The sequence below is a fragment of the Actinomyces sp. 2119 genome (assembly GCF_003591215.1).
GTDB lineage: Bacteria > Actinomycetota > Actinomycetes > Actinomycetales > Actinomycetaceae > Actinomyces > Actinomyces lilanjuaniae.
Map to the genome: position 1 here is coordinate 17,951 of NZ_QYRR01000011.1, position 23,591 is coordinate 41,541.

At 69.8% G+C, this 23,591-nt stretch carries 22 protein-coding genes; 5 read left to right on the forward strand and 17 right to left on the reverse strand.

Annotation, left to right across the window (positions count from 1 at the left end; genetic code table 11):
* Positions 1–205 precede the first annotated feature (205 nt).
* Both D4740_RS12005 and D4740_RS12010 read left to right on the forward strand, forming a co-directional pair.
* Positions 206–1,333 carry an ABC transporter ATP-binding protein gene (locus tag D4740_RS12005; protein WP_119837113.1) on the forward strand — a complete coding sequence of 376 codons (1,128 nt, stop codon included), beginning with the start codon at positions 206–208 and terminating at the stop codon, positions 1,331–1,333.
* A gap of 232 nt (positions 1,334–1,565) precedes the next feature.
* On the forward strand, positions 1,566–2,933 hold the full coding sequence (locus tag D4740_RS12010; RefSeq protein ID WP_119837114.1) for a DUF4032 domain-containing protein: 1,368 nt from the start codon (positions 1,566–1,568) through the stop codon (positions 2,931–2,933).
* Between the two features lie 50 nt (positions 2,934–2,983).
* Here the strand turns inward: D4740_RS12010 and D4740_RS12015 are convergent, their stop codons facing one another.
* The 13 genes from D4740_RS12015 to D4740_RS12075 form a co-directional block, all read right to left on the reverse strand.
* Positions 2,984–4,225, reverse strand: coding sequence for a hypothetical protein (locus D4740_RS12015; RefSeq protein WP_119837115.1), 1,242 nt, complete (start codon positions 4,223–4,225; stop codon positions 2,984–2,986).
* 80 nt (positions 4,226–4,305) lie between these two features.
* The gene (gene rlmB / locus D4740_RS12020; protein WP_119837116.1) at positions 4,306–5,313 is read right to left on the reverse strand and encodes a 23S rRNA (guanosine(2251)-2'-O)-methyltransferase RlmB; all 1,008 of its coding nucleotides are present in this window, start codon (positions 5,311–5,313) and stop codon (positions 4,306–4,308) included.
* Between the two features lie 38 nt (positions 5,314–5,351).
* Positions 5,352–6,929, reverse strand: a complete 1,578-nt coding sequence (gene cysS / locus D4740_RS12025; RefSeq protein ID WP_119837117.1) for a cysteine--tRNA ligase — start codon at positions 6,927–6,929, stop codon at positions 5,352–5,354.
* Between the two features lie 70 nt (positions 6,930–6,999).
* Positions 7,000–7,614, reverse strand: a complete 615-nt coding sequence (gene ispF, locus D4740_RS12030) for a 2-C-methyl-D-erythritol 2,4-cyclodiphosphate synthase (protein WP_119837118.1) — start codon at positions 7,612–7,614, stop codon at positions 7,000–7,002.
* Positions 7,615–7,618: 4 nt separating this feature from the next.
* Positions 7,619–9,208, reverse strand: coding sequence for a PTS ascorbate transporter subunit IIC (locus D4740_RS12035; RefSeq protein WP_119837119.1), 1,590 nt, complete (start codon positions 9,206–9,208; stop codon positions 7,619–7,621).
* 107 nt (positions 9,209–9,315) lie between these two features.
* Positions 9,316–10,353, reverse strand: coding sequence for a PTS sugar transporter subunit IIA (locus tag D4740_RS12040; protein ID WP_220475046.1), 1,038 nt, complete (start codon positions 10,351–10,353; stop codon positions 9,316–9,318).
* Positions 10,354–10,497: 144 nt separating this feature from the next.
* Complete coding sequence (locus D4740_RS12045) at positions 10,498–11,298, reverse strand: hypothetical protein (RefSeq protein ID WP_119837120.1); 801 nt, start codon at positions 11,296–11,298, stop codon at positions 10,498–10,500.
* On the reverse strand, positions 11,298–11,834 hold the full coding sequence (locus D4740_RS12050) for a hypothetical protein (protein ID WP_119837121.1): 537 nt from the start codon (positions 11,832–11,834) through the stop codon (positions 11,298–11,300). The genes D4740_RS12045 and D4740_RS12050 overlap by 1 nt, the downstream gene beginning before the upstream one ends.
* A complete protein-coding gene (locus D4740_RS12055; RefSeq protein ID WP_119837122.1) occupies positions 11,831–12,271 on the reverse strand; it encodes a hypothetical protein in 441 nt (146 codons plus the stop codon). The genes D4740_RS12050 and D4740_RS12055 overlap by 4 nt, the downstream gene beginning before the upstream one ends.
* Positions 12,268–12,771 (reverse strand): hypothetical protein, encoded by a 504-nt coding sequence (locus D4740_RS12060; protein WP_119837123.1) that lies wholly within the window; start codon positions 12,769–12,771, stop codon positions 12,268–12,270. Before D4740_RS12060 ends, D4740_RS12055 begins: the two co-directional genes overlap by 4 nt.
* Before the next feature lie 14 nt (positions 12,772–12,785).
* Positions 12,786–13,859: a hypothetical protein gene (locus D4740_RS12065; RefSeq protein ID WP_119837124.1), complete on the reverse strand. Its 1,074-nt coding sequence runs from the start codon at positions 13,857–13,859 to the stop codon at positions 12,786–12,788.
* Entirely contained in the window at positions 13,859–14,143 is a 285-nt protein-coding gene (locus tag D4740_RS12070) for a hypothetical protein (RefSeq protein WP_119837125.1), read from the reverse strand. The genes D4740_RS12065 and D4740_RS12070 overlap by 1 nt, the downstream gene beginning before the upstream one ends.
* 191 nt (positions 14,144–14,334) lie before the next feature.
* Positions 14,335–15,012: a uracil-DNA glycosylase gene (locus tag D4740_RS12075; RefSeq protein ID WP_119837126.1), complete on the reverse strand. Its 678-nt coding sequence runs from the start codon at positions 15,010–15,012 to the stop codon at positions 14,335–14,337.
* 104 nt (positions 15,013–15,116) lie between these two features.
* Here D4740_RS12075 and D4740_RS12080 point away from each other — a divergent pair, with 104 nt between their 5' ends.
* The 3 genes from D4740_RS12080 to groL all read left to right on the forward strand — a co-directional run bounded on the left by D4740_RS12080 (position 15,117) and on the right by groL (position 19,037).
* Entirely contained in the window at positions 15,117–15,749 is a 633-nt protein-coding gene (locus D4740_RS12080; RefSeq protein ID WP_119837127.1) for a LytR C-terminal domain-containing protein, read from the forward strand.
* Positions 15,746–17,089, forward strand: coding sequence for a glycoside hydrolase family 15 (locus tag D4740_RS12085; protein ID WP_119837128.1), 1,344 nt, complete (start codon positions 15,746–15,748; stop codon positions 17,087–17,089). The genes D4740_RS12080 and D4740_RS12085 overlap by 4 nt, the downstream gene beginning before the upstream one ends.
* Positions 17,090–17,411: 322 nt before the next feature.
* Positions 17,412–19,037: a chaperonin GroEL gene (gene groL / locus D4740_RS12090; protein WP_119837129.1), complete on the forward strand. Its 1,626-nt coding sequence runs from the start codon at positions 17,412–17,414 to the stop codon at positions 19,035–19,037.
* A 147-nt stretch (positions 19,038–19,184) separates the two neighbouring features.
* On the opposite strand, the gene D4740_RS12095 is transcribed toward groL, so the two are convergent.
* From D4740_RS12095 to D4740_RS12110, 4 genes are all read right to left on the reverse strand, one after another.
* Positions 19,185–19,475, reverse strand: a complete 291-nt coding sequence (locus tag D4740_RS12095; RefSeq protein ID WP_119837130.1) for a WXG100 family type VII secretion target — start codon at positions 19,473–19,475, stop codon at positions 19,185–19,187.
* A gap of 188 nt (positions 19,476–19,663) precedes the next feature.
* The gene (locus D4740_RS12100; RefSeq protein ID WP_259390825.1) at positions 19,664–21,049 is read right to left on the reverse strand and encodes a hypothetical protein; all 1,386 of its coding nucleotides are present in this window, start codon (positions 21,047–21,049) and stop codon (positions 19,664–19,666) included.
* A 218-nt stretch (positions 21,050–21,267) separates the two neighbouring features.
* A complete protein-coding gene (locus tag D4740_RS12105; RefSeq protein ID WP_119837131.1) occupies positions 21,268–22,854 on the reverse strand; it encodes a cell wall metabolism sensor histidine kinase WalK in 1,587 nt (528 codons plus the stop codon).
* A complete protein-coding gene (locus tag D4740_RS12110; RefSeq protein ID WP_119837132.1) occupies positions 22,854–23,591 on the reverse strand; it encodes a response regulator transcription factor in 738 nt (245 codons plus the stop codon). The genes D4740_RS12105 and D4740_RS12110 overlap by 1 nt, the downstream gene beginning before the upstream one ends.

Sequence of the window (23,591 nt, forward strand, 5' to 3'; positions counted from 1 at the left end):
TGGGAGCAGTCAGGCCCGGTGCGGGACTCGTGAGATCGGCTGCGAGACTCGTGGAACCAGGGCTGGTCAACGGGCTGGGAGTGTGAAAGCATGTCCCTGCCGCAGGGAGACCGTCCTCCCAGCGGACCGTGTCAATGCGGACACGCATCGGCACCTTTCACCACGGATCGTCTGGCACGTACCTGCCAGTGAAGGGAAAGCGCACATGGCAACTGTGACTTTTGAGAACGCGACACGCGTCTACCCGGGTAACGACCGCCCCAGTGTCGACGCTCTCAACCTCGAGATCGCTGACGGGGAGTTCCTCGTCCTGGTCGGCCCCTCAGGCTGTGGAAAGTCTACCTCGCTGCGGATGCTCGCGGGCCTGGAGGACGTCAACTCCGGCCGTATCCTCATCGGCGACCGCGACGTCACCGACGTCCAGCCCAAGGACCGTGATATCGCCATGGTCTTCCAGAACTACGCCCTGTACCCGCACATGTCGGTCCACGACAACATGGGGTTCGCCCTGAAGATCGCAGGCACTCCCAAGGAGGAGATCGACAGCCGCGTGCGGGAGGCGGCCAAGATCCTGGGCCTGACCGACTACCTGGACCGCAAGCCCAAGGCCCTGTCCGGCGGCCAGCGCCAGCGCGTGGCCATGGGGCGGGCTATCGTGCGCAAGCCGAAGGTCTTCCTCATGGATGAGCCCCTGTCCAACCTGGACGCCAAGCTGCGCGTGCAGACTCGCACCCAGATCGCCTCCCTCCAGCGCTCGCTGGGTGTCACCACGGTCTACGTCACCCACGACCAGACCGAGGCCCTCACAATGGGGGACCGCATCGCCGTCCTCAAGGACGGCGTGCTCCAGCAGGTGGGCACCCCCCGTGAGATGTACGACAACCCCGCCAACGAGTTCGTCGCGGGCTTTATCGGCTCCCCGGCGATGAACCTGGGCCAGTTCACTGTCGAGGGTGACACCGCCACTATCGGGGAGGCCAGGATCCGCCTCTCCCGGGCGACCCTGGACGCCCTCAGCCCTGAGGACGGCGGTAAGGTGACCATCGGCTTCCGCCCGGAGTCGCTGGACGTCGTCTCCTCCTCTGACGAGCACTCCATCCCGGTACGGCTGTCCTTTGTGGAGGAGCTCGGCTCGGACGCCTACATCTACGGTGAGCTCGTCGGGGCTGAGGACTCTGAGGCCAAGCTCGGCTCCGGTGAGGACTCCAGCCAGATCATCGTGCGGGTGCCTCCCAGGACGGCCCCCGAGCCCGGGGAGACTGTCTACGTGCGCATCCGTCCGGGCAAGGAGCACATCTTCTCTTCCGCCACCGGCAAGCGACTTCCCTCCTGATGTCGCATTCTGGTGCCGCGTCCGGCTGCGCCTGTTCGTAGCCTCCTTACGGCGAGTCCCGCCCCGGTAGCAGACAGGGGCGGGACTCGCCGTGCCGGTACCTGGTGCCGCGCTCCGGTACCGTCTTCCCCGCTCCTCCCGACCGTCCTCCCGACCGTCGCTGCCCGTCCTGTCCCTACGGGGCGAGGCCCGGGGCACGCACCGTCGATCTGCTGACCTGAGAGGATGAGCCATGCCCCAGTCCATGAAGATTGCCGCGGTGACCATTGATCCTGCGCTGCTGGACCTCCCGTGGGAGACGCCGCTAGATCGGTGGCCGACAGAGGTCCTCGCGGCGCTGCCCCGTGGCTTGTCGCGGCACGTTGTGCGCTTCGTCAACCTCTCTGAGCGGGTGATCGCCGTCAAGGAGATCGGCGAGTCGGTCGCCCACCGGGAGTACACGCTGCTGCGGGACCTGGTACGCCTGGGCGCGCCCTGTGTCCAGCCCACGGCAGTGATCTCAGGACGCACGGACCTCCGCGGCAGCCGACTGAACTCCGCGCTCATCACCGAGCACCTGTCCTACTCCCTGCCCTACCGTGGCCTGTTCAGCCAGTACATGCGCCCTGAGACCGCTACCCGTCTCATCGATGCCCTCACGGTCCTGCTGGTGCGGCTGCACCTCCTTGGCTTCTACTGGGGCGACGTGTCGCTGTCTAACACCCTGTTCCGGCGTGACGCCGGAGCCTTCGCGGCCTACCTGGTGGACGCGGAGACCGGAGAGCTCCACCCCGACGGGATCACGGAGGGCAAGCGCCTCTACGACATCGACATCGCCCGGACCAACATCATCGGTGAGCTTATGGACCTCCAGGCGGGCGCGCTGCTGGAGCCCAGCGTGGACACCATCGCGGTAGGGGACCGGATCGTGGCCCGCTACAGCGAGCTGTGGGACCTCCTCACGGCTGAGGAGTCCTTCTCCTCACGGGAGCGATGGCGGGTGCGCAACCGCATCGAGAGGCTCAACGAGATGGGCTACGACGTCGCCGAGCTCACCATGACCACGGACGCGGGCGGCACCTACATGTCCATCCAGCCTAAGGTTGTCGACGCGGGCCACTACCACCGGCAGGTCATGCGCCTGACCGGCCTGGACGTCCAGGAGCGTCAGGGTCAGCGCATGCTCAACGACCTGGAGGCCTACCGGGCGATCCGCGGCCGCAAGGACGACCCCATCGAGCTGGTCGCCCACGCCTGGCTCGCCGACGTCTTTGAACCGACCATCATGGCCGTCCCGCTGGAGCTGCGTCGCAAGCTGGAGCCTGCGGAGATCTTCCACGAGATCCTGGAGCACCGCTGGTACATGTCGGAGCAGCGTCAGGGCGACGTGTCCATGGAGGACGCCACCGCCGACTACGTGGCGACAGTCCTGCCCCAGCACCGTGACGAGCGGGCCTTTCTTGCCACGCCGGACACCCAGGAGATCGAGGCGGTGTCCATCCCGGAGGAGGAGGCTGAGCCGCAGGACGCAGAGTTTGCTGCCCTTGACGAGCAGACGCTCGCTGACTACGAGGCCAATCCCTTCGGCTTTACCGCAGGAATGAGGTTCAAGGGGGAGTGAGGCCCCTCCTGGGGCTGGTCCCACGGAGGGAAGTCCCAAGGAGGGAAGGCTCAGGCCCCGAGCTCCTCGGCGACCAGGGCGGTCTCCCGGTCTGCCCGGCGGCGAAGCTCGCGATGGCGGGTCCACGAGGCTAGCGAGACCTCGGTGACGGCGTCGACGATGAGGAACGTGCCCACGGACATGAGTCCTCCCGGCAGGCCACCTCCGCTGCGGTGCCTCCGTGCTGCGGCGCCCATGAGCGCCCCGCCGAGGCCTGCCTCCAGGAGGGTGACCGCCCTGACGGCCCAGGGCATGTCGGTGACCGTACGGACATAGGAGTGCCAGAAGGCGGAGCCGGGGGAGGAGGGGTCCTCCAGGAACAGACCGACGCTGCGGCCCACGGCGTTGGACAGGCCCCGGGGCTCGTGGACGACGATGCCAGGAACCTCGACCGGGGCCAGGCTGCCCGTCAGCACCTTGAGCACCCAGTCGGGCAGGCCCAGCGCCTCGATCATCGCCTGGAAGCCCTCGGCACCTGGCCGAAGCACAGCGGTCGCCGCGGCCTCCAGGTCCGCACCCGGCACGGCGGCAGCGATGTCGGAGGCGTCCTTGCGGTCGGCGAGCACCTCGTCGGCCAGGGCGCGCAGGGCGGGGCCCGGCTCCTCGACGGCACCCCACACGTGCAGCGAGCTCATGCCCCAGGAGAAGACAGCGTCCTCATCCGGGTCCCCGGTGGTCACGGCACGTACCGACATGTCCTCCGAGTCAGAGGTCAGGACGAGGGCCGGGAGGGACTCCTCGTCCCACCCGAAGGCCCCCAGGTCGTTGCCCTCCCCGGAGTACATGACGATACGGCGGTCCAGGTCGGGGGCGGAGGCGACCGCCAGAGGCCGTTCCAGGAGCGTGGCCTGCAGGGGAACCATGTAGGCGCTCATGGGGGAGACCACGACAGTGCGTGCGCTGGCGGCCCCGTGGGTGGTGGACGGGGGCAGTGTGAGGTCGCCCGGCAGGGCGTTGAAGGAGGCCGGGCCGACGGCGACGTCAGCCGTGAGCTCGCGTGCCAGTGACTCCACCAGCTCGCCGACCCCCGGGCCGGGGACGACGCCCCCGCGGGAGGGAGGGGTGACAGCAACACGTCCGTCCATGTCGGTCATCAGGGTGAGGCTGAGCAGGTGGGCGGTGGTGGGGAACCACTCAAGACGGGCGACGACGCTGCGGGCGGCAAAGGCGGCAGCAACAGCCTCCGGGGCCGTGCCCGGGGCGACGATCACCCCGTCGGTACGGTTCCAGCGCTGAGACACGGCTTGGGCCATGGGGACCTCCTGTGGTGGGCTGGGCCCATTGTGTCAGCAAACGGGGCCCGGGTGTCTGCGAGGGGGAGCGCCGGTGAGTCCTAGCGGGTGCCAGTGTCGGCTGCGCCTTGTGCCTGGCGGCGGAGGCGGTCGACCTCGTAGAGGCTGATGCCGGTGGCGACTGCGGCGTTGAGGGAGTCCACGGAGCCGGTGATAGGCACTGAGACCAGAAGGTCACAGGTCTCACGCACCAGGCGGGACAGGCCTCTGCCCTCCGAGCCGGTCACGACGACCAGGGGGGAGTCGGCCAGGCCCATGTCCTCTACGCGCGTCGTCGCGCGGGGATCGAGCCCTACCACAAAGCACCCCTGCCTCTGGAGGCGCTCCAGGCAGCGCACCATGTTGGTCTCACGAGCGACGCGCACCCGTGCTGCCGCGCCAGCAGAGACCTTCCACGCGGCTGCGGTAACGCCGACACTGCGGCGGGCCGGGACGATGACCCCGTCGGCGCTGAAGGCGCCGGCACTGCGCAGGACGGCTCCCAGGTTGTGGGGGTCGGTGACCTGGTCCAGGGCCACGAGCAGAGGGGTGCGGCCCCGGCTGCGGGCATCCTCCAGCAGGTCTGCCGCGCCCACGTATTGGTAGGGGGGCACCTCCACGGCCACGCCCTGGTGGGCGGCACCTCCTGTCAGGGCCTCCAGGTCCGCTTTGCTGGCCTCCACGACGGGGACAGCGGCCAGGGCGGCACGCCGTACCACCGCCTGGAGGCGCTCGTCGTCCTCGGCCGGGGCGGCCATGAAGACCTGGGAGAAGGGCACGGAGGCGTAGGCGGCCTCTGCCACGGCATTGCGACCGAAGACGATCTCACTGCTGCGGGAGACCCGGAGGCGTTCCCGGGTGCGATGGTGCTGCTCGGCGCGGCTAGGACGCTCCTGCTGGGCCTGGGCACGCTGCCTGGCCCGCGCCTTGGGGTGGCCAACACGGTCCTCCGCCTTTGGCGTGGGTCCCCTGCCCTCCAGGCCGCGGCGGCGGTTTCCGCCGGAGCCCTTGGTAGGTCCCTTCCTGCCGCGTCGGCGCAGGGCGCCGTGCCGACGATCGTTTCCGGGCATCGCTGGCTACCTCCTTAGCTCGTCGTTCCTGGTCCTGGTCAGGACAGGTGCCAGCGGGCGCCGACGGGTGAGTCCTCGACCACGACCCCTGCCTGCGACAGGGCGTCACGCAGGGCGTCCGCCCGGGCCCAGTCCTTGGCGGCCCGGGCCTGGGCACGCTGGTCAAGGAGGTCGGTCACCAGGTGGTCCAGGGCGTGCGCGGCCGCGTCGGACCCGCTTGTCGCACCTGTGGCCCCTGCCAGGCAGGAGCGCCACGGATCGCTGAAGGGGTCCAGCCCCAGAACGTCAAGCATAGCGCGCAGCTCCAGGGCGGTCTGGCGCACGGTCGTGACCCCGGTGGGCACGTCGTCGGCTGCCCCCGTGCTGGCGGCGTCGCCCGCCCTGCCGTGGCCCATCTGGGTCAGGGCCGTGTTGAGCCTCTTGAGGCAGGCGTGCACCTGGGCCATGGCGCCCGCCAGGTTGAGGTCGTCGTCCATGGCGGCAGCGAAGGCCTCAGGCAGCGCCAGCCGCCTCAGCCCGGCCTGGTCGGTGCTCTCCAGGTCCCCGCAGACCTCCTGAGCCCGGGTCAGGGCACCGGTCAGGCGCTCCCACAGGGAGGCGGCCTCGCTCAGGGTCTCCTCGGAGAACTCCACGGTGGAGCGGTGGTGGACGGTCCCCATGGCCAGACGCAGGACGACCGGGTCGTGCGACCTGAGGAGCTCGGCCACGGTCAGGGAGTTGCCCAGCGACTTGCTCATCTTGGCGCCCTTGATCGTGACCCAGGCGTTGTGGACCCAGTGGCGGGCGAAGCCCCATCCGGCGCCGTGGGACTGGGCCTGCTCGTTCTCGTGGTGCGGGAAGCGCAGGTCGATCCCGCCCCCGTGGATGTCGAACTCCTCGCCCAGGTAGCGGTGCGACATGGCCGAGCACTCCAGGTGCCACCCGGGACGCCCGCGTCCCCACGGGGCGTCCCAGGCAGCGTCCTGCGGCTCGCCGGGCCTGGCCGCCTTCCACAGGGCGAAGTCCCGTGGGTCACGTTTGTCTGCCTCGGTGTCCTCCTGGTCCTCCTGCTGCGGGTCCTCCGTGGAGGTCAGGTCCTCGGGGCGCTGGTTGGTCAGTGAGCCGTACCCGGGCAGAGAGGCGACGGAGAAGTAGACGTTGCCAGCCTCCCCCGTATAGGCATGACCGCGCTCCAGCAGGCGGGTGACCAGGCTGATCATCTCCGGGAGGTGGCCGGTGGCGCGGGGCTCGTAGGTCGGAGGGGCGACGCCGAGGGCCCGGTAGGCGGCGTCGAACTCGCGCTCGTGGCGCTGTGCCCACGCCCACCAGGCGACGGGGGGGACGGCTGCGGCGGAGCGGGCGAGGATCTTGTCGTCGATGTCGGTGACGTTGCGGATGAGGACGACCGTCTGGCCCTGGCGCTCCAGCCAACGGCGCAGCACATCGAAGGCAATGGCTGAGCGCATGTGCCCGATGTGCGGGCTGCCCTGGACCGTGGCACCACACAGGTATATCGCTACCACCCCCGGGGTCACGGTGGGGGCCAGGGGAACGACCGTCCGCGCTGCGGAGTCGTACAGGCGCAGGGTCGGCTGAGGGGCGGGGGAGCCGGCAGGTACGGCAGTCGCGGCAGTCACGGCCCCACCCTACCGGGGCGATGACCGGGCTGGAAGAGCCGGTGGGCAGGAGGGGCCCGCTAGGTCGGAGTCAGGAGACGGGGCGGGCCGGGTAGACCAGCGCGGTAGCCACCGCTGCCAGCCCCTCCTCTCGTCCCAGGAATCCCAGGTGGTCGGTCGTGGTGGCGCTGAAGGTGACGCGTGCCGAGGCCGCTGTTGACAGTGCTGCTGCCGCCTCAGCGGCGCGGTCGGTCACCCGGGGGCGCTGCCCGACCAGCTGGACGGCGACGTTGCCGATCTCGAAGCCGGCCTGGCGCACCCGCTGGGCGGTCTCGGCCAGGAGGACTGCCCCCGAGGCCCCCTGCCACCTCGGCTCGTTGGTGCCGAAGACACTGCCCAGGTCCCCCAGCCCGGTAGCGGACAGGAGGGCGTCGCAGCAGGCGTGCGCGACGACGTCGCCGTCGGAGTGGCCCTCCAGCCCGGTCTGCCCGGGCCACTCCAGGCAGGCCAGGTGCAGCGGGGTGGCCGAGCCGGGGGCGGCGAAGGCGTGCACGTCGGTGCCGATCCCGGTCCGGGGCAGGTAGTGGACGACCTGGTCGAGGTCGATAGTGGCGGGGCCGGTCGCGTGCCGGGGCGTGCGACGCAGGGGCGGGGCCGCGGGCTGCGCGGCGTCGGGCAGTGGCTCAGGAAGTGAGGTACCGGGCATGGGGCTAGTGTGCCTGAGCGGCTCCGGTGCTGTCCTGAGGCGGACGCGGTGGGGGAGGGACCGGGGCGCCAGCCGGGGGTCTTACGCGCGGGTAGCGTTGGGCCGACACGGGGGCGGCGCTGGTCGTGCCCGGGGAGTCCCCGGCCTGCCCGTCTGGCCGGGGGCGGGCCGGGGCAGGGTCCCAGCCGGGCTCCACCACCCGACGCTGCACCACGACGGCTGCCGTCAGGAGGCCTGCGGCCACCAGGGCGAGCACCAGGCTTCCCGCTGTGGCGCCAGCCCGGGCGCCGTACCCGATGAGCAGGCCGAACCAGCCGAAGTCGGTGTCACCGAAGGTGGTGGTAGCCGTCTCCAGCGTTCCCAGGACCCGCAGCAGCAGCGCGGGGAGGAAGGTCACCAGCAGGCCGTTGACGAACCCGCCTGCTATCGCTCCCCGGCGTCCGCCGGTGGCGTTGCCGTAGACGCCCGCCGCGCCCCCGGTGAAGAAGTGGGGGACGAGCCCGGGCAGGATGAGTGCCAGGCCGAGGGCGGGTCCCAGCCAGGTCCCCAGGACCAGCAGTCCGACCAGCCCCCCGGCGAAGGAGGAGATGAACCCGATGAGGACGGCGTTTTGGGCGTAGGGGAACACGATCGGGGCGTCCAGCGCCGGGATGGCCCCGGGGACCACGGCCTGCGCGATCCCCTGGAAGGCGGGGACGAGCTCGCCCAGGATCGTGCGGACCCCGAACAGGATGACGGCGACGGCGACACCGAACTGGAGGCCCTGGGTCACCGCCTGCATGAGGTAGTTGCCGACGTCTGTGGCCCCGTCCGCGAAGGCAGTGAAGGCGGTGTCGCTACCACGCCGTACCAGGTAGGTCACGGCCAGGACCAGGTACATGACCACCATGGACAGGGCGGTGGACACCATGGAGTCCCGCAGGAAGCGCAGGGACTCCGGCACCTTGAGGTCCTCGGTGGAGCGGGAGCGCCCCCGGGGGTCGGCCAGCCGCCCCACGGCTCCTGCCGCGATGTAGCCCAGGGTGCCGAAGTGGCCGATGGCGATGGAGTCGTCCCCGGTGACCCGCCTGGTCCACGGGTGCGCCAGGGCGGGCAGGGACACCATGAGGACTCCCAGGAGCAGGGCTCCCAGGGCAACGACGACCGGCCCCGACATGCCCGCAGAGGCCATGACGATGGTGATGAGGGTGGCCATGAACAGGATGTGGTGGCCGGTGAGGAAGACGTAGTGCAGCGGGGTCAGGCGAGCCAGGAGCAGGGCTACCACGAAGCCGAGGATCATCAGCCAGGAGACCTGGGTGCCGTACTGCTCCTGGGCGATGCCCGCGATCGCCTCGTTGGTGGGGACGACGCCCCGGGTCCCCAGGCTGCCCTGGATCATGGTCCCCAGGGGCTCCAGCGAGGCGGTGACCAGGCCCGCCCCGGCGCTGACCAGCAGGAAGCCGAGCACGGCCTTGGTGGCGCCTCCCAGCACCGTGCCGACGCCTCGGCGCAGGGCGATCAGGCCGACGGCGGTGATGAAGCCGATGAGGAAGGCTGGGACGCTGAGGATCTCGTTGACGACGAACTGGGCGATAGTGGCAAGGAGTGACACGGTAGCCTCCCGGTCGTGTCAGTGGCTCGGTGGATGGGCTGGGTGCATGGCTCAGTGGATGATCCGGTGGATGGCGGGACGGGCGGCAGCCCGGTCGGCGGGCCGGATCACACGGCGTAGGTGCGGCGCAGCGCGGCGTCGACCTCGGTGAGGGAGGTGAAGTCCTCGATGACCTCGACCGGTGTTCCGGGGTCGCCCAGGGCCTGGGCGATGGCCCCGGAGGTCAGGAGCAGGTCGGCATCCTTGGCCCTGCCCCTGGCAGAGATCGTGTCAGTGGCCTCGACCCGCAGGTAGGGCAGCCAGCCCCAGGTGTCGAGCACCTGCTCCAGGGTGTTCTTCAGGAACAGGCTGGTGCCCAGGCCGTTGCCGCACACGGTGAGAACCAGTCCCGTGGAGGCGACGGTGGTCTCAGTGCTGTCGGTGCTGCCTGTGCTGCTGCTTGCGTCTGCGGTGCCCTCGGCGGTTCCCGGGTCCCCCTCGCCGTCGGCGCCCTCGGGACTGTCCGTGCCCCCGGCGGCCTCGGTGCTCCTGCCAGCGGGCGGGCGGGCCTGCGGTGGCCGCAGGGCGTCGAGGACCTCCTCGGGGGTGCTGGCGTTGTCCAGCCGGTGACGGCGCTGCGGATCGGCCAGGACAGTAGCCAGGTCCGCCAGCGCCCTCAGGTGCGCGGTGCCGTCAGCGGCGGCCAGGGCCATGACGACGCGGACGGGGTCGTTGGTCTCGTGGCCGAAGGCGACTGGGGACGTCAGGCGCACGTAGGACAGGGCGGTGCGGGTCACAGAGTTGTCGGGGCGCGCGTGAGGCAGTGCCAGGCCGGGTGACAGCACGATGTAGGGGCCGTGCTCCTCCACGGAGCGGATCATGGCCTCGGTGTAGGAGGAGGCGCAGGCCCCGGCCGCGACCAGGGCGTCACCGGCTTCCCGGATAGCCTCGCGCCAGTCGGAGGCGGTGGCGTGCAGACGGACGGAGCGGGTGTCGACCAGGGTGGGCAGGCTGGGCGCGTCGGTGGGGTCGGGACGGGGGTCAGGCTGGTCGCGGGGCTCGGGCACGGTACCCTCCTTGGTCGCGTGAGTGCCCACGGCGGCTCCTGGGGCTCCCAGGGCTGCTGGGGAGGCGGTAAGGCCCTGGAAGACGAAGCCTGTCGGCACATATAGTCTACAGCACACGGCGGATGTCGTCGGGGTGTGGAGCCGTTGGTATGTGGAAGCGGGTCACAGGCCGTGGGGCGGGGGCGAGGGTGGCCGCTCGCTCCCGCCGGGGATGTCGTCACGGTGCCCGCTGCGGGCGCCGGGTCAGGCAAAGAACCAGGGGACGGCGCGCAGCCAGGCGATCATGGCGGTGGTGGGATCCATGATGAGGTCGTCGGGGTCGCCCCCGCTGCCTGGGCTGCGCCCGGCAGCCTGAGCCAGCGAGCGGGGGTAGAACTCGTAGAGGCACTCGGGGACGGAGAACGTGTGGAGACTGGAGTCCACCTGCCAGTCCAGGACGCCTGGGACCCGCACGCTGGCCGTGATGATGGAGATCGACCACGTCTGGTTGACCAGGCCCTCGATCAGCGGCGTGGTATCACCGGCAGCCCCTGGGTACGAGCCCGATCGCAGTCGCTTGCCGACCCTGGTGAAGATGCTGGCCAAGGGCGAGAGGTCCCCGCCCTCGCTCAGCAGCCCAGTGGCCTCGGGCGCGGGCACCACCACGGGCTCCGCCTCGACGAGGGGGCGTGGGTGGAAGTCAAGGAACTCGGCGAAGGCGGAGGGGACCTCGCAGGCGTCCAGCCCGTAGACGTGCAGGCCGTCTGTCAGGCTCTTCATCATGGTTGTCCGGGAGGGGCCGATCCAGGCCAGGACCTGGCGCACCCCCTCGCGCGGACCCAGGCGGACCACCTCCAGGTAGCGGCTCGCGGTGGCCCGCCCCTGGAAGGCGGGGGCGGCGGCCTGGGTGAGGCCCACGTCGTCGATGATCCCGGCCTTGCGCAGCCTCCGGGCGAGACGGTCCTCAGGGACGGGGTCGCCCTGGCAGAGCGCCTCGACCGTCAGCCACTCCTGGTCGGAGAGGATCGCCACAGGGTTGGGCGTGTCCGTCCTGAGCCGCGCCATCAGTGCACCTCCAGGGTCTCAGACATGGTGGAGAAGAAGGGGACGGTGACCGGGCTGGTGCTGGTGGGGCAGGTGAAGGTCGCGGTGACGCCGCGTCGCAGCCTGCCGTACCTGTGCGTCTCGACCCAGCTGCACTGGTAGAAGGTCAGGGAGCGGTCGCTGGTGTCGATGTAGACGCCCAGGCGCAGCAGGCCCGCCGAGCCGCTGCGCGACCGCCAGCCGAGGAGGTCGATCATCCGCACGCCCGCGATGGTTTCCATGACCTGGGCGGTGCTCGTGCGGAACCACTCCTCCTCCGGCATGTCCTCGGGCAGGCGGACGGTGGTGATGACGCAGCTGTCCACGAACCCTGGGGCGGAAGGCTCTGAGGCGGTGCACACCAGGTCGATCCCGTCCTCGTTGCTGGCGTTGACCGGGGCCACACCCAGGTCGGGGAAGTCGGCGTCCACGACCTGCCAGCTGGAGGGGGCCGTCACAGCGGTGAGGTGTCCGCGGAACGTGGTGGTGAGCGGTCCGTAGAGGGTTGGCTCGGTCATCGGGGCTCCTCAGGAGGGCTGCTGGTCGAGGCGGGGGTCCTGTTGGCGCTGCTGGTGGTGCTGCTGCTGGCTGCGGCCAGGGCGGCGCGGCGGCGTTCCAGGCGGCGTGCGGCGTGCCACTGGGGGTACATCCACCGGGGCAGGGGGATCGGGAACCGGAAGACGGCTCCGAGGATCAGGAGGAGGCCTGCGACTGCTGAGGCGGCGATGCGGGCGTTCTCCGCGTCGGGGAACAGCGGCTCGGACAGCAGTGCGGCGCAGCCGATAGTGAAGGCCAGGCCTATGGCGGGCAGGCAGAAGGCGGTGCCGTTCCTGACGTCGGACAGGGAGTCGTAGAGCTCGCCTGCCTGGGTGTCGGTGAACATGGCCAGCGCCCAGAACACCAGAGTGATCACTCCCAGAAATAACCCAATGGTAAGCCATGCTGTGTCGCTCATGCGGTTTGTCCTTCGCCGGGAGAGCGGCTTGGTGGCTCCTGTGCTGGGTCCGTCTGTTGAGGGGGTGCTGGAATGGTTGCTGGTGGCTGCGGGTCCTTATTGGCGCTGCTGGTGGTACTGCTGCTGGCTGCGGCCAGGGCGGCGCGGCGGCGTTCCAGGCGGCGCTCGGCGTGCCACTGGGGGTACATCCACCGGGGCAGGGGGATCGGGAACCGGAAGACGAGTCCGAGGATCAGGAGGAGTCCTGCGAATATTGAGGCGGCGATGCGGGCGTTCTCCGCGCCGGGGAACAGCGGTTCGGACAGCATGACTATACCAATGATAGTGAAGGCCAGGCCGCCAACTGGGGCGAAGAAGGCGGTGCCGTTTTTGACGTCGGACAGGGAGTCGTAGAACCGGCCTGCCTGGGTGTCGGTGAACATGGCCAGCGCCCAGAACACCAGAGTTGGTATGCCCAGGAAGCCAAGGCACCCGATTCCGACCAGGGTGTTCTCGCTCATGGGGTTTACCCTTCCTAATGGAACAGTTTACTAATCACCTTGTTGGCGGCATCGGCTACTGTCTTGCCAGCCTTGGACCCCATGAATCCGCCAATGGCTCCGCCAATAACCGTTCCAGCGGCAATGCCGAGCGGCCCGCCCAGGGCGCCAATCGTTGCCCCGACCTGGGCGCCAATTGCGGCGCCATAGTATCCCCCGGCCCCCTGCGCGACGGCCTGGGTCCCTGCCCGGGCAATCTTCTCTCCCTCACCCATGCTGGGGTTGGCGGAGTCCTTCTGGTACTGCTCGAGGCCGCCAAGGCCACCGCTGACCGCGCCGGAGGCCCTCCCGAACCACTTCATGGCGGTGGTGCCCAGCCTCCAGTAGGGCTGCGTCCTCCAGTTGCCGGGCACGGCGGGCTTCTGGTGCGCTGCCTTGGAGACCCAGTTCTCCAGCTTGGTCTTCTGCCAGAGCGTGGACAGAAGGCCCGTGGGGGAAGTCGCGGGCGCGAACGTCCCCCGGCGGTGCACCTCCGCCCAGCGGGCCACCGTGACACCGCGACTGGCCCAGCCGTAGGCGGTGTTCGCCGTCGCGGCCGCCCCGGCCGCCCCGCCAGGGCCTTCCGGCTCGACCCCCGAGACCTCCTGGCAGGCCGCCTGCAGGTCGTCGTGGGCGGTGGACTCGTCCTGCCTGATGACAGAGAGGTCCTCATCCAGCTCGCTGTAGGTCTTCTGCTTCTCCTCGTAGTCCGGGTCCGAGGCCTCCGGCTCCAGGATCAGGTCGCCTGAGACCACCAGCCCGGCCTCCGAGGCCCGCGCCCGGGCGTCGTCCAGCCGAGTCTTGATTGAGGACATGGTCTGGGCGAAGGCGTTCACCGCCGTGGACAGCGAGGAGGTCTCCGAGCTGAGCGTGTTGATCGTGGTGCTCTGCGTGCCCAGACTGGTCTCCGCCGCTGTCGCGGTCAGACCGGTGTTCTCCGACTGGATCAGGCTGCGGGCCGACGTCACGGTGGCCTCGGCGTCGCCGACCGTGGTCGCTGCCGTGCTCAGGCTCGACGCGAGGGTGAAGGCCGTCTCCGGGAGGACGAGGACCTTGACGTCCAGCGACATCAGTACGGCTCTCCCTCGAGCTGCCGTGCGCCCTGGGCGCTGGCCTCGTCGACCTCGACAAAGTCGGCCCCTGCCCGGCGCAGGCTCGACGCGATGTTGGTCAGGCCTGTGGCCGTGCTCGTGGTCCGTGAGGACAGCGCGCTGACCGCCTGGCTGACCAGGCCGGTTGAGCGGTCCAGGCCGGAGACCTCCGGGAAGTCTGCGCCGCTCAGCTCTCCTGATGCGGCATCGGCCTTGCTCGCTGCGCTGTTGAGCGTGTCTGGGCTGATGGACAGGTCCGCCATGGAACCACGACCTTTCGTGCCGTCTGAACGTGCCTGCGACAGCTGGCTCTAATCTGGGTCTATATGCTTCCGCAACCAGCGTCACGCTATCATCACGTGAGGCTTGTCGCCAAGGCGTGCCGCCGTGGCAGCGGCACTAGTGGCACTAGCGGCACTGCGGGGTTGCCCCGCCCGGCCCCGGTCCTTCCGGATCAGGGCAGGCGCCAGTCCACGGGCTGCGCCCCCAGGGACACCAGGATCTCGTTGGCCCGGCTGAAGGGGCGTGAGCCGAAGAACCCTCGCGAGGCGGACAGCGGCGAGGGGTGGGGTGAGGCGATGACGGGGGTGTCCCCCAGCATGGGGGTCAGGGACTGGGCCGGGCGCCCCCACAGGATCGCCACCAGCGGGCCGCCGCGCTCCACCAGGGCCTCGATAGCCCGCTGGGTGACGGTCTCCCAGCCCCAGCCCTTGTGCGAGGCCGGGGCGCCCGGACGCACGGTCAGGACCCGGTTGAGAAGCATGACCCCTTGCTCGCACCACGGGGTCAGGTCCCCCGAGCCCGGCTGGGGCACACCCAGGTCGGAGACCAGCTCACGGAAGATGTTCTCCAGGCTGCGTGGAGGCCGCACCCCGGGCGCCACGGAGAAGCTCAGCCCCACCGGGTGCCCCGGGGTCGGGTAGGGGTCCTGGCCCACGATGAGGACCTTGACCTGCTCCATGGGGTAGGTAAAGGCGCGCAGGACATCGGTGCCAGCGGGCAGGTAGCCATGTCCTGAGGCGACCTCCTCGCGCAGCCTGGCCCCGATCTGGTGAACCGTGGGCTCCACCGGGGCCAGGGCGCGTGCCCACGAGGCGTCAACGAGCTCGGACAGAGGCTTGGCGGAACTCACCCCTGAAGCCTAGCCAGGACAGTGCCCGCACGCGACCAGGGCTGGACGTCGGGACGGGGCTTGTTGGTCCCCACGATCGGAGTCAGGGTCGGTATCTTGGGAGTGTGAGCGAGTACAACTACCCGGAGGACGAGTTCGACGTCAGTGAGGACGACGCCCCCGTCCCCGTCGGGGTGCACCGGGCGCAGGCACCTCGCTGGCGGGGCTGGGTGCCCCTGCTTGCCGTTATCATCGTCGTCCCGGCCCTGGCCTGGGGCGTGGTGACTCTGCTCGGGCAGCGCAGCGGGGACGGGGACTCTACAGGTGGTGCCGCAGTGGCCTCGGGCCCGGCCGACGCCGGAGACGACCAGGCCCCAAGCAGCGACGAGGCTGACCAGGAGACCCAGGACCCCGGTGCCTCACAGGAGGCCACGGACGATCCCACGCAGGCCCCCACCGACGCCTCGGTGGACTACACGCTGGGAGTCACTGTCTACAACGGGACGACGACCAGCGGCCTGGCGGGGCGCAGTGGTGACCGCCTCACCAACGTCGGCTTCGTGTCGGTCACGGTTCCGGAAGGCATCTACCAGGGGTCTGAGCCTGCCGACACGACTGTCTACTACGCCAGCCCCGAGGACCGTGACACGGCAGAGGCCGTAGGTGAGCAGCTCGGTATCGACAACGTCGTCGAGGACGCCGCCAGCGCCTCGTCCAACCCCATCGTCATCATCTTGCGCGAGGACTTTCAGGAGTGACCCTGGCGGCACGTCCCGGCCGCCGCGGCCTCCTTGCCGCTGCCGGGGCCGTGTCGCTGGCTGCTGGCGGGACGTGGGGCGCCCCTCGGCTACGTGCTGCGCTGAGGCCTGCTCCCGAGGCCTTGAGTGAGGGTGTGGTCGTCGGGGCGCACGGCGCCCTCCAGGTGCTGGCCCCCGGGGAGAGCGTGGACTACCTGCCGGGGACCCGGCTCCCGGCCGACCCGGCTCCCTGGGGTATGGACCCGCAGCAGCGTGACGAGCTGGCGCAGCGCGCGGCCCTGCGGCAGCAGGGGGCGCGGTTGCCGCACGGGAGGTGGGGGTCGCTGGCCCGGGAGGCGCTCGACGACCTCCTGGCCCTGACCGGCCCGACGCTCGTGGACGACGGCGAGGCAGGCGGCGTGCTGGACTTCCCCGTCGGTGCCGTGGCCGCCGCGCCGGTGGGAGGCTGGCGCTACGTGTGGCCCCGGGACGCCTCCTTCTGCGCAGCGGCCCTCAGCAGTGTCGGCCTGTACCAGGAGGCCCTCGGCGTACTGGGGCGCCTGGCCTCCTGGCAGGACGAGACGGGAGCCTTGGAGGCGCGCTACACCCTCAGCGGGAGGCCACCTGACCAGCGTCCCCGCCAGACCGATGGCGTGGGCTGGCTCATGTGGGCCGTGGGGCGCATGCTGGCTGACGGCGTCTCCGTGGCCGACCTGGAGACGGCTCTGGGGCACTGCCTGGCCCGTACGACATCCCGGCTCCTGTGGCTTACGGACACCGCCTCCCACCTCCCTGCGGCCAGCCCGGACTACTGGGAGGTGCCCGAGTCCGTCCTGACCCTGGGCACGGCCGCGCCGGTACTGCTGGGCCTGGAGGCTGCGCTGGGGCTCGCCCGGGCGGGAGCGGACCTGGGGGCCGACCCGGAGAGGCTGGAGGAGCGGGTCGCCACGGTGCGCCAGGCGGTGGAACGCGGCTTTGCCCCTGGATGGGGCAGGCACGTGCGCCAGGACGACGTCGACGCGGCAGTCGTCTTTGTCCTGCCGCCCTTCACCACGGAGCTGGCCGGTGCGCGCGGGGTGAGGCAGGATGCCGTAGCGCGGATGTCGCGGCCTGCCGGGGGCGTGGCTCCCGGGTCGTCGTGGCGCAGGGACGGTGTGTCCTGGACCCCGCAGACGGCCCTGCTGGCGTGGTCAGGTGTCGTGCTGGGCATGGAGGAGGGGCCGCGGCTTCTTGGGTGGCTGGAGTCCCACCGCACCCGGGTGGGGGCGCTTCCGGAGAAGGTCCTGGCTGACGGCTCCCCGGCGGGGCCTGCTCCCCTGGCCTGGACCTCGGCGTTGGTGGTGCTGGCTGCTGGGGCGTGAGCGGGGCTGGTATCCCACGGGGCAGGTGGCCCAGGGGCTGGGTGCGCCTGGGCGGGCCAGCCCCTGGGCAGTCCCAGGCCGGGGGAGAATGAGATGGCGGGGCCGCTTCGCCGTCGGAGGATTCCTGGAGACGTCAGATCTGAGTGTCTTGCACTCAAGACCCGAGAGTGCCAGCATTGCGGTTAGCACTCGGAGCCTTCGAGTGACAACGCACATGGCTGGGCCGTGAGGGTCGGTGCCGGGCGTGACGTGAACGCCTGGGACTGGTCCGTCCGTCGCGGGCGCGGGCCGGCCGCACCCACCACGCAGTGGAGGAGACCTAATGTCCAAGATCATCGCCTTCGACGAGGAGGCCCGCCGCGGCATGGAGCGCGGCCTGAACACCCTGGCTGACACCGTCAAGGTCACTCTCGGCCCCAAGGGCCGCAACGTGGTCCTCGACAAGAAGTGGGGCGCTCCCACGATCACCAACGACGGCGTGACCATCGCCAAGGAGATCGAGCTGGAGGACGCCTACGAGAAGATCGGTGCCGAGCTGGTCAAGGAGGTCGCCAAGAAGACCGACGACGTCGCCGGTGACGGCACTACCACCGCCACCGTCCTGGCTCAGGCCCTGGTGCGCGAGGGTCTGCGTAACGTGGCCGCCGGCGCCAACCCGATCGCCCTGCGTCGCGGCATCGACAAGGCCGTGGAGGTCGTTGTCGAGCGCCTGCTGGCTGACGCCAAGGACGTCGAGACCCAGGAGGAGATCGCCGCTACCGCCTCCATCTCCGCTGCTGACGAGCAGATCGGCGAGCTGATCGCCGAGGCCCTGGAGAAGGTGGGCCACGAGGGCGTCGTGACCGTCGAGGAGTCCAACACCTTCGGCCTGGAGCTTGAGGTCACCGAGGGTATGCGGTTCGACCGCGGCTACATCTCGCCCTACTTCGTCACCGACGCCGACCGTCAGGAGGCCGTCCTGGAGGACGCCTACGTCCTGCTGGTGGAGTCCAAGATCTCCAACGTCAAGGACCTGCTTCCCCTCCTGGAGAAGGTCATGCAGGCGGGCAAGCCGCTGGCGATCATCGCTGAGGACGTCGAGGCCGAGGCCCTGGCCACCCTGGTGGTCAACCGCATCCGCGGCACCTTCAAGTCCGTAGCGGTCAAGGCCCCCGGCTTCGGGGACCGCCGCAAGGCGATGCTGCAGGACATGGCGATCCTCACCGGCGGCACCGTCATCTCCGAGACGGTCGGCCTGAAGCTGGAGAACGCCACCCTGGAGGACCTGGGCCAGGCCCGCAAGGTGGTCGTCACCAAGGACGAGACCACCATCGTGGACGGTGCCGGGGACAAGGACGCGATTGACGCCCGTACCTCCCAGATCCGCATGGAGATCGAGAACTCCGACTCCGACTACGACCGTGAGAAGCTCTCTGAGCGCCTGGCCAAGCTGGCGGGCGGTGTGGCCGTGCTGAAGTCTGGTGCCGCCACCGAGGTAGAGCTCAAGGAGCGCAAGCACCGCATCGAGGACGCCGTGCGCAACGCCAAGGCCGCGGTCGAGGAGGGAATCGTCGCCGGTGGTGGTGTGGCCCTTCTCCAGTCTGCAGCCCAGGCCCTGGAGTCCCTGGACCTGAGCAACGACGAGGCCACTGGTGCGGCGATCGTCAAGGTGGCTGTGGAGGCCCCGCTCAAGCAGATTGCTGTCAACGCCGGCTTTGAGGGTGGCGTCGTGGTGGACCGCGTGCGCGGCCTGCCTACCGGTGAGGGGCTCAACGCCGCGACCGGCGAGTACATCAACCTGCTGGAGGCCGGTATTGCTGACCCGGTGAAGGTGACCCGCTCCGCGCTGCAGAACGCGGCCTCCATCGCCGGCCTGTTCCTCACCACTGAGGCCGTTGTGGCGGACAAGCCGGAGCCCCCGGCTGCTCCGGCCAACGGTGGCGGTGACGAGATGGGCGGCATGTACTGATCTGCTGCCAGCAGCTTGGGCCGGGTCAGTGAGCCGCTGAGCCGACTTGGCCTGGTCACCAAGCATGTGGTGGGCCGCCCCTCCGTATGGAAGGGGCGGCCCACCACTTGTACGGTGGCAGGCGCACCCCTGCCAGCCAGAGCGCTCTTAGGCGTGCCCGAACCGTCCGATGTTGGCTGACTCGGCGTCATAGGAGGTCGCGGCCTGGTCCAGGGCCAGGCTGATACTCTCCAGAGTGGTCTGGACCTGGAGCTGGGTGAGTCGCCACTCCTGCGCGCACACGGCCATTGAGGCTGAGGCGGACCCGGCCCACACGTTCTCCAGCGCGCCGATGTCGGCCTGCATCCCGTCAACCTCGGTCTGGATGGTGGCGATACGGCTGCGTGCCCGCGCGGCGGTATCAGCAATGACGCTGGTGTCAACAGAGAAGGCAGGCATGACAGGGCCCTTTCGTCAGTCTGGTAGGTAGTGCCTTGCGGCGTGGCCTCCAGCCTAGGGACCGGGACGCACTGCCGTTCCAGAGGCTAGCCGTCCCTGTGGACAGCCCTTGCGTCCTGCTCACCTGTGGTGCCGGGAGGTAACGGAGCAGCCAGCGGTCGGCTGGTCTGCGCCGTGGGTCGTGTCCGCTAGTCCGCGTGGAGGGGGCCGGGCTCCTCCAGGACTGTGTTCCTGCTCCCTGTCGCCGCCGCTCTGCCCGAGCCGGTTGCAGGATCGCCGGTGCGTGCCTCGCGCAGCTGCCTGGCCTCCTGTGCCTTCTCTCTGAGCCTCTCGGTGAGACGGAGACGGGCCGCCTCTGCCTGGGCGCCCCGGCCCGCGGTGGGCCCGGCCTGTCCAAAGTGGCGGGAGCGCGGGGCTGCCAGGAGAAGGTCGAGGTCCTCGGCGCAGGACTCCATGGAGGTGCTCAGCGCCGGGTCCTCCTCCGCGCTCCTGGCTGTCGGCCGGACCGGTCTCCCGTCTGCTGCCGGGGGAACAGGGCGGGGAACCCCGGTGGCAGGTGTCCGGGGGGAGGAGGCAGACGCCGCTGTCGCGGAGGAGGTCGCCACAGGGGGAGTCAAGGAAGGATGCGGGGTAACTGATTCCGCTTCCGCGACGGTGCTCGTGTCCCCGGCGCCCAGGGGCGGGGAGGGCGGCTGTACCGCGACGCTCTCGTCTGTCGGGGTACTAGCACCGGCTAGGGCAGCGCTGCGGTCATGAGACGGGCGGGGGTCGTCGGGCTCCTCGGCCAGGCTGGAGGAGGAGCAGTCAGAGGACCGGGGCACGCGGCGTGACGCAGGCTCTGCCTGCCAGGGACAGCACTCGGTGTGCTGCCCTGCCTCGTCTGGAGTGAGTCTGGCGAGCTTCTCCGTCAGCCGCTGCCTCTCTGCCTTGAGGTTCTGCCGGGCGGGTCGCTCCCAGTGCTCGCCTAGGGGTGAGTGGAAGAGCTTCTCACGTTCCAGGAGCCTACCCACGATCACCAGGCGGGTCTCAAGGTAGCTGGCCAGGGGGACGTGGGCGTACTCCTCGCGCAGCAGCCTCAGGTACTCCTTGTAGGTCTGCGGGTCCACCGCGAGCGCACCCAGGTCCGCGTCCGCCAGAGCTGCCGCGTCCATGTCGTCGGTGTCCAGCCTGTGCCCCGTGAGGTTGCGGATCAGGTCCCCGACGCGGGCTGTCGTCGCCTCCGGGACGCCGAGGTCGCTCAGGTCGCGGACAGCCACCTCGGCGGAGGCTTCCTCGTTCTCGCCTCCGTTGTGCTGCCTGGGCTCCCCCGCGCCGGTGGAGAACACGCAGCCGTGGTACCAGGTGGCGACCCGCATGACATCAGGGCTGTGGGACTCGTCGGCCAGCTCGTCGACGCGTGCCAGCATGTCGATGAGGTGGCGGAGGTTGTGAAAGCGGCGGTCCGGGGTGGACCACTGCTCAATGAGGTGCTCGCCTCGGGAGCGGACCTGCTCGGCGGAAGCCGTGGCGCCTAGCGCCCGCAGGCTGCGGACGAAGGCGGGAAGAAGCCACTGCGGCGCGTCGGTGACGCCCATCGGTCTGTCTCCAGGATCGGGTAAAGGATGGCTGCCATCGTAGGACTACCCGCTGAAGGAAGTCGAAGAAAGAACGTGTCTCTCCCGCCACGTCCTTGTGCCTACCCTCCAAGAACCTGCTTCGTGCTGCCTCTTGTGCGGCCTAGGTGACCGGAGCGGCTAGCCGGGCAGCCTGTCCTCCTGCCGGAGCCGGAGGCTGCGTGCGCCCCGGAGCGCTGTCAGGTGGCGGCAGCAGGTAGCGGCAGCTCGATGTGGACCGTCGCTCCGCCCCCGGGCGTCTGGAGCATCTGTACGGTGCCGCGGTGGCGCTCCACGATGCCCAGCACAATTGACAGCCCCAGGCCGGAGCCCCCTGTCTCACGGTTGCGTGAGGAGTCGGAGCGGTAGAAGCGCTGGAAGACCTTCTCCGCCTCGTCGGGAGGGACCCCGCCCCCGTGGTCACGGACCTCGACGACGGCCACCTGGTGGTCTGTGGTGTCGGTGCCGACCCTGGAAGCGGGGCCTGTCCCCACCGCGATCTCCACCGGTGTCCCGTCGGGAGTATGGCGTACCACGTTGCCCAGGAGGTTGGTCAGCACCTGGCTCAGTCGGTCCTTGTCTCCCACCACCGTCACCGAGGGGGCGTCCTTGCCCGCCGCCTCCGCCTCAGGGTCAAGCGGGACGAGAGCACAGTCCCGGTTGGGGGCGAGGACGGCCATGTCGGACAGGGCGGCACTGGCCAGCCCGGTGAGGTCCACCTCGGTCATGTCCATCTGCCGACCCTCGTCCATGCGTGCCAGCTGGAGGAGGTCGTCCACCAACCGTCCCATGCGGTTGGACTCGTCCTCGATACGCCCCATGACCTCGCTCGTCTTTTCTGGCGAGACACCGCCCATTCGATAGAGTTCTCCGTAGCCTCGAATGGCGGCCAGCGGGGTGCGCAGCTCGTGGGAGGCGTCGGAGATGAAGCGTGTCATGCGCTCCTGGGCCACGACCTGCACGGAGAAGGCGTGCTCGTTCTGGGAGAGCATCGTGTTGAGCGCCCGCTGCAGGGAGCCCACCTCCGTCGTGGGAGGCTCAGTCACCAGGATGCGGGCGGAGAGGTCCCCCTGGGCGATCCGTCCCGCCACGCCCTCGATCTGGCGCAGCGAGCGGAAGGAGCGGCGTACCAGGTAGGTCGCGGTCAGAGTGCCCAGGAAGATGATGATGATGTCGGAGAAGAGCACCACCAGGTTGGTGCGCTCCAGGGTACTGGTGACGTCCTTGAGGGGGAGCGCGATGGCGGCTACGCCGACGTACTCCCCGGTGTTGTCGTCGCTCAGCAGCATGATGATGACCCGCCACTGGCGGGCGGGCTGCTCCGACTCCACAGTGACCAGCCGCGGACGACCCTCGTGGGCGAGGGTCGTCTGAAAGTCCAGGGCGTCTCCGAGCCGGGGGGTGCCGTAGTCGGCTGCCGTCCTGGGGTCGATCCACGGACCGTCGTCCTGGCCGTTCTCGCGCTTCGTCTCGACGTAGTAGGTGGAGGGCAGGCTCTCGACGCCGGGGCCCCTGATCGCCTGGCTGCCGAAGACCTCAGCCGTGCTGCGGAGCTGGTCGTCGATCTGTCCCAGCATCTGGTCGCGCAGCACGAGGCTGACCACGAAGGAGATGATCACCAGGCCCAGAGCGAGCAGGACGGTGATCATGACAGCGAGCCGAGTCCTCAGGGGCTGCGCCTGGACCGGCCGCTGGATGGCCGTGATCGGGTGCCACCGACCGCGTTTGACGGGGCGGTGCTGCTTGCTGACCGGCCGTGAGGTCCAGGCGCGTGTGCGCGCCCCCATTACTCGCTCTTGGGCTCACGCAGCATGTAGCCCACGCCGCGACGAGTCTGGATGAGGGGGACCACGGGCTGACCGTCCCGGCCTGTGATCTGGTCCACCTTGCGGCGCAGGTAGGAGATGTAGGACTCGACAATGGCCGCGTCGCCGTTCCAGTCGTACTCCCAGACGTGGTCGAGGATCTGAGCCTTGGATACCACGCGACCGGCGTTGAGCATGAGGTAGCGCAGCAGCTTGAACTCGGTGGGGGAGAGGTCGACCTCGACGCCGGAGCGGTGGACCTCGTGCGCGTCCTCGTCCAGGACCAGGTCCGCGACGTGGACCACTCCGTCGTCCTCGTTCTCGGTGGCGTGCGTGCGCCTGAGGATGGCGCGTATGCGGGCGATGACCTCCTCCAGGCCGAAGGGCTTGGTCACGTAGTCGTCCCCGCCGACGGTCAGCCCTTGCACCTTGTCCGCCATGTCGTCGCGGGCAGTGAGGAACAGGATCGGGGTCGTGACGTCGCGCTCGCGCAGGCGGCGAGCGACCGTGAAGCCGTCCATGTCGGGGAGCATGACGTCCAGGACGACCAGGTCCGGATCGCCCTTCTCCACATTCTTCAGCGCACCGTTGCCGTCGCCGGCCACGGAGACCTCAAAGCCGGCGAAACGTAGCGATGAGGCAAGTAGGTCACGGATATTCGGCTCGTCGTCGACGACGAGCAGATGAGCTTCGGTGCGAGACTGCTGGGAACGCTCCAT